This window comes from Pseudomonas sp. GM50, assembly GCF_000282375.1.
GTDB lineage: Bacteria > Pseudomonadota > Gammaproteobacteria > Pseudomonadales > Pseudomonadaceae > Aquipseudomonas.
This window is the reverse complement of record NZ_AKJK01000001.1, coordinates 44,699-51,229: the sequence shown is the minus strand read 5'-3', so window position 1 is coordinate 51,229 and position 6,531 is coordinate 44,699. Positions and strand designations below refer to the sequence as shown.

Annotated in this window: 3 protein-coding genes; 1 reads left to right on the top strand and 2 read right to left on the bottom strand. The window is 60.0% G+C overall.

The features are described from left to right. Positions 1 to 263, bottom strand: a 263-nt coding sequence (locus tag PMI30_RS29125) for an acetyl-CoA carboxylase biotin carboxyl carrier protein subunit (protein WP_008004922.1), incomplete at its 3' end; no start/stop codon positions are given. Between the two features lie 11 nt (positions 264 to 274). Further along, positions 275 to 2,920 carry a pyruvate dehydrogenase (acetyl-transferring), homodimeric type gene (aceE, locus tag PMI30_RS29130; RefSeq protein ID WP_007902527.1) on the bottom strand — a complete coding sequence of 882 codons (2,646 nt, stop codon included), beginning with the start codon at positions 2,918 to 2,920 and terminating at the stop codon, positions 275 to 277. 383 nt (positions 2,921 to 3,303) lie between these two features. On the opposite strand from aceE, the gene glnE reads away from it, so the two are divergent. Next, positions 3,304 to 6,243 carry a bifunctional [glutamate--ammonia ligase]-adenylyl-L-tyrosine phosphorylase/[glutamate--ammonia-ligase] adenylyltransferase gene (glnE, locus tag PMI30_RS29135; RefSeq protein WP_008004919.1) on the top strand — a complete coding sequence of 980 codons (2,940 nt, stop codon included), beginning with the start codon at positions 3,304 to 3,306 and terminating at the stop codon, positions 6,241 to 6,243. Positions 6,244 to 6,531 lie beyond the last annotated feature (288 nt).

The window sequence follows — 6,531 nt, the reverse complement described above, 5'->3', positions numbered from 1 at the left end:
GCGGCAGCCGCAGGGGCCGCAGCAGCGGCACCTTCGACTTCCAGCTCCAGCAGTTCGTCGCCTTCTTTCAGGCGATCGCCCAGCTTCACTTTCAGGCTCTTGATGATACCGGCCTTCGGCGCAGGCACTTCCATGCTCGCCTTGTCCGACTCAAGTGTCAGGATGCTCTGATCGGCTTCGATACGGTCGCCGACCTTCACAAACAGTTCAATTACTTCACCTTCACCGCTGCCGATGTCAGGTACGCGAATGAGTTCGCTCACAGAGTGTCTCCTCAGCAGTCCAGTGGGTTGCGTTTTTCCGGGTTGATACCGAACTTGGCGATGGCTTCAGCCACCACTTTAGGTTCGATGTCACCACGGTCAGCCAAGGCTTCCAGGGCTGCCAACACCACGAAATGACGGTCTACTTCGAAGAAGTGACGCAGCTTCTTGCGGCTGTCACTGCGGCCGAAACCATCGGTGCCCAGGACTTTGAATTCCTTGGACGGGACCCACTGACGAATTTGCTCAGCGAACAGCTTCATGTAGTCGGTAGAGGCGATGACCGGACCTTTACGGCCGTTCAGGCACTCTTCCACATAGCTCAGCTTAGGCTTCTGGCCCGGGTGCAGACGGTTGGTGCGCTCAACGGCCAGGCCGTCGCGACGCAGTTCGTTGAAGCTGGTAACGCTCCACACGTCAGCGCCGACGTTGAACTCTTCACGCAGGATCTTCGCCGCTTCACGGACTTCACGCAGGATGGTGCCGGAGCCCATCAGCTGAACGTGGTGCGCCGCTTCGCGGGTATCTTCCTCAAGCAGGTACATGCCTTTCTTGATGCCTTCTTCGGCACCGGCCGGCATGGCTGGCTGCTGGTAGGACTCGTTCATCACGGTGATGTAGTAGAAGACGTCCTGTTGCTCTTCGGTCATCTTCTTCATGCCGTCCTGAATGATCACCGCCAGCTCGTAGCCGTAGGTTGGATCGTAGGTGCGGCAGTTCGGGATGGTGGCAGCCAGCAGGTGGCTGTGACCGTCTTCGTGCTGCAGGCCTTCACCGTTCAGGGTGGTACGGCCGGCGGTACCGCCGATCAGGAAGCCACGGGTGCGGCTGTCGCCAGCGGCCCAGGCCAGGTCGCCGATACGCTGGAAGCCGAACATCGAGTAGAAGATGTAGAACGGCAGCATCGGCTGGTTGTGGCTGGAGTACGAGGTACCGGCAGCGATGAAGGAGCTCATGGCGCCCGCTTCGTTGATGCCTTCTTCGAGGATCTGGCCTTTCTGGTCTTCCTTGTAGAACATCACCTGGTCTTTATCGACTGGCTCGTAGAGCTGGCCGACGGACGAGTAGATGCCCAACTGACGGAACATGCCTTCCATACCGAAGGTACGGGCTTCGTCCGGGATGATCGGAACGATGCGTGGACCGATTTCCTTGTCCTTGACCAGTTGCGCGAGGATCCGCACGAAGGCCATGGTGGTGGAAATTTCACGGTCGCCCGAGCCGTCCAGGATCGCCTTGAGGGTGTCCAGTGGCGGGGTCGGAATGTTGAAGCTCTTGGCGCGACGCTGAGGCACGAAGCCGCCCAGTGCGGTACGACGCTCGCTCAGGTAACGGGCTTCGGCGCTGCCTTCTTCCGGTTTGAAGAACGGCAGGTTTTCGAGCTCGTCGTCTTTGACCGGGATATCGAAACGATCGCGGAACAACTTCAGGCTGTCGACGTCGACTTTCTTGGTGTTGTGCGCGGTGTTTTTCGCTTCGCCGGCACCGGTGCCATAACCCTTGATGGTCTTGGCCAGGATGACGGTCGGTTGTTCTTTGTGGTTGACCGCTTCGTGGTACGCCGCGTAGACCTTGTACGGGTCGTGGCCGCCACGGTTGAGTTTCCAGATCTCGTCGTCGGACAAGTCTGCAACCATCGCCTTGAGTTCTGGCGTGTTGAAGAAGTGTTCACGCACGAACGCGCCGTCTTTGGCTTTGTAGTTCTGGTACTCGCCGTCGATGACTTCGTCCATGCGGCGTTGCAGGATACCGTCGACGTCCTTGGCCAGCAGTGGGTCCCAGAAACGGCCCCAGATGACTTTGGTCACGTTCCACTGAGCACCGCGGAACACGCCTTCGAGTTCCTGGATGATCTTGCCGTTGCCACGAACCGGGCCGTCGAGGCGCTGCAGGTTGCAGTTGATGACGAAGATCAGGTTGTCGAGCTTCTCGCGGCCAGCCAGCGAGATCGCGCCCAGGGATTCCGGCTCGTCGCACTCGCCGTCACCCAGGAAGCACCAGACTTTCTGTTTGCCCGGCTGGATGAAGCCACGGTGTTCCAGGTACTTCATGAAGCGAGCCTGGTAGATCGCCTGGATCGGGCCCAGACCCATGGATACGGTCGGGAACTGCCAGAAGTCAGGCATCAGCCAAGGGTGCGGGTAGGACGACAGGCCCTGACCGTCGACTTCCTGGCGGAAGTTGTTCATCTGGTCTTCGGTGATGCGGCCTTCCATGAATGCACGGGCGTAGACGCCTGGCGAGGTGTGGCCCTGGAAGTAGATCAGGTCGCCGCCGTGCTCGTCGCTCGGGGCCTGGAAGAAGTAGTTGAAGCCGATGTCATACAGGGTCGCACTGGAAGCGAAGCTGGAGATGTGACCGCCGAGGTCAGAATCTTTCAGGTTCGTACGCATTACCATGGCCATCGCGTTCCAGCGCACCAACGAGCGAATGCGGCGTTCCATGAACAGGTCGCCAGGCATGCGTGCTTCGTGGGTAACGGGGATCGTGTTGCGGTACGGCGTAGTGATGGCGTAAGGGAGCTGCGAGCCGCTACGGGTCGCGAGTTCGCCCATACGGGTCATCAGATAGTGAGCACGGTCTTCGCCTTCTTTGTCGAGAACCGATTCCAGGGCGTCCAGCCATTCCTGGGTTTCGACGGGATCGAGGTCTTGCATGGCTTGCTCCAGGGCGGAAAGGCTTCCAGAATCGGTTGCCTGAGTTTGCGACTGGCCTTGTGGGCAGACGATATAAATTCTTGGATTGCCGATAGGTTGTTCCGGCGGCGTGTAGTTTTACTACAAATCATCGGGCATTTCAGCCTTTCGAATGTATAGACGAGTAGTAAAACTACAGAAGATTGGCTTGTGGCCTCCGGCTGCGTTGTGAGAATAATCGTTAAGGTTGGTCTTTTGCCAACCAAAAAAGGTGAAGGCTTGATGATCGCTGCCAAAAATAAACAAATTTCAGCTATTTCTAACCTTTGTTCGACAGTCGGTCAGGTAGCGCATTTTCACGAATCACTACATGCAGCCCTTCACACGCCGATCAAGGATAGACCATGAGCCTCCCTTCGCTTGCCGAACTGCCCGGCGTACTCCAGCCATTTGTCACCCGTGCCGAGCAGTCGTTCCGTACGGCCGTCGCGGCACTTGCCGATGATCATGGCCTGTCTGCCTGGACGCCTGAGCGCTGGGCGCAATTTGCCCGCGTCACCGCCGCCAGCGACTTTGTCATTGAACAGAGTGTGCGTGACCCTTTGATGTTGCTGGAGCTGGTGCAGTCCGGCGAGCTGGACCGCGCCTTTGCCCCGGGCGAGTTGTGCGCACAGATTGCGACGGCGGTGAGCGCAGCCGAAACCGACGACCTACTTGGCCGCGCCCTGCGTCGCCAGCGCACCCGCCAGCAAGTGCGGATCATCTGGCGCGATCTGACTCGCCAGGCCGATTTGATCCAGACCTGTCGCGACCTCTCGGACATGGCCGATGCCAGCATCGATCAGGCCTATCAGTGGTTGTATCAGCGCCATTGCCAACAGTTCGGTACACCCACCGGGCGACGTAGCGGCGAGCCGCAACAGATGGTCATCCTCGGCATGGGCAAGCTCGGCGCCGTGGAGCTGAACCTGTCGTCGGACATCGACTTGATCTTCGCCTACCCCGAGGGCGGCGAAACCGTCGGCGTGAAACGGTCGCTGGATAACCAGGAATTTTTCATTCGTCTCGGCCAGCGCCTGATCAAGGCGCTGGACCCGATGACCGTCGACGGTTTCGTGTTCCGCGTCGACATGCGCTTGCGGCCTTACGGTTCGTCCGGCGCGCTGGTGCTGAGCTTCAATGCACTGGAGCAGTATTACCAGGATCAGGGCCGCGACTGGGAACGCTACGCGATGATCAAGTCGCGCGTGGTGGCCGGCGATCAAGTGGCGGGCGCGCAACTGCAAGAGATGCTGCGCCCGTTCGTTTACCGGCGTTACCTGGACTTCTCGGCCATCGAAGCGCTGCGCACCATGAAGCAGCTGATCCAGCAGGAAGTCCGGCGCAAGGGTATGGCTGACAATATCAAACTGGGTTCCGGCGGCATTCGTGAAGTCGAATTTATCGCTCAGGCCTTCCAGTTGATTCACGGTGGCCGCGACTTGAGTCTGCAGCAGCGCCCTCTATTAAAAGTACTGAGCACCCTCGAAGGTCAGGGTTACCTGCCGCCAGCGGTGGTCAGTGAGTTGCGCGAAGCCTACGAATTCCTGCGCTACACCGAACACGCGATCCAGGCGATTGCCGACCGCCAGACCCAGATGCTGCCGGATGGCGAACAGGATCAGGCGCGCATTGCCTTTATGCTCGGGTTTGCCAATTGGACGGCATTCCACGAACAGCTGATGTACTGGCGTGGCCGGGTGGCCTGGCACTTTGCTCAGGTGATTGCCGATCCCGATGAAGAGAATGGCGCCGAGAGCGAAGTGGTGGTCGGCGGGGAATGGCTGCCGCTGTGGGAGGAGGCGCAGGACGAGGAAGCCGCGTGCCGTCAGTTGGAAGAGGGCGGTTTTGCCGACGCCTCCAAGGCCCTGAAAGCCTTGGCCGCTCTGCGTGGCAGCCCGCAATTGCGCGCCATGCAGCGCCTGGGGCGTGAACGCCTCGATGCTTTTATTCCGCGCTTGCTGGCTCAGGCTGTGGAGCATGCCAGCCCCGATCTGGTGCTGGAGCGGGTGCTGCCGCTGGTGGAAGCCGTGGCGCGTCGCTCCGCCTATCTGGTGTTGCTGACCGAGAACCCAGGCGCCCTGCGCCGCTTGCTGACGCTATGCGCCGCGAGCCCATGGATTGCCGAACAGATCACGCGCTTCCCGCTGCTGCTCGACGAACTGCTCAACGAAGGCCGGCTGTTCAAGCCACCGCTGGCGCCGGAACTGGCGGCCGAATTGCGCGAGCGTCTGACGCGGATTCCCGAAGATGACCTCGAACAACAAATGGAAGCCCTGCGGCATTTCAAACTGGCGCACCGCTTGCGCGTCGCCGCCTCGGAAATTGCCGGCAGCCTGCCTTTGATGAAGGTCAGCGATTACCTGACCTGGCTCGCCGAAGCGATCCTCGAACAAGTGCTGGCCCTGGCTTGGCGACAGACCGTGGCCAAGTACGGCTCACCGCTGCGCACTGACGGTACCTTGTGCGACCCTGGCTTCATCATTGTCGGTTACGGGAAAGTCGGCGGTCTGGAGCTGGGGCATAGTTCGGACCTGGATCTGGTGTTTATCCACGACGGCGATCCGCAGGCCGAAACCGACGGGCCGAAGCCTATCGATGGCGCGCAGTTTTTTACCCGGCTCGGGCAGCGCATCATTCATTTGCTGACGGCGCAGACCAACTCCGGCCAGTTGTATGAAGTGGACATGCGCCTGCGGCCGTCCGGTGCGTCCGGTTTGCTGGTGAGTTCCCTGGGGGCGTTTGCCCGGTATCAGGAAAACGAAGCCTGGACCTGGGAGCATCAGGCGCTGGTGCGGGCGCGAGTGCTGGTGGGCAGTCAGGATGTCGGCCAGGCATTCGAGAAGGTTCGCGCGGCGGTATTGGCCAAGCCACGGGACCTGCCGACCTTGCGCCAGGAGGTCAGCGAAATGCGCGCCAAGATGCGCGATAATCTGGGCAGCAAGAGCACTGCGGCGGGCACGGCGGCAAATGCCTTCGAGGCCACGGCGCCGTTCGATCTCAAGCAGGACGCCGGAGGTATCGTCGATATTGAATTTATGGTGCAATACGCGGCTCTGGCATGGTCTGAAGCGCATCCGTCATTGCTGCGCTATACCGACAATATCCGCATTCTGGAAGGGTTGGAGGAGGTCGGGCTGATGCCCGCCGAAGACGCCAGCCTGTTGCGTGAAGCCTATAAGGCCTACCGCTCCGCCGCTCACCGGGAGGCCTTGCAGAAGGACGCCGGCGTAATACCGGGCGACCAGTTCGTGGATGAACGACGGCAGGTCATGCGGATCTGGCGCGAGCTGGGGTTAAGCTGAAACGGGCAACGAGATTCAAATGTGGGAGCGGGTTTTTGTGGCGAGGGAGCTTGCTGTGGCGAGGGGGCTTGCCCCCGTTCGACTGCGAAGCAGTCGCAGAGCAGTACACTCGATAGTATGTGTAAGTGGTTGAAGATTTTGGGAGTGCTCCGCACTCCAACGGGGGCAAGCCCCCTCGCCACATTAACAAGTCAGCCCAAGAGATTTACTGGCTAAGCTGCACCGCACTGGATGTGCACAAAATTGATCCGACGAGCCCCAATCGGCTCGTCCAAATGACCTGACGGT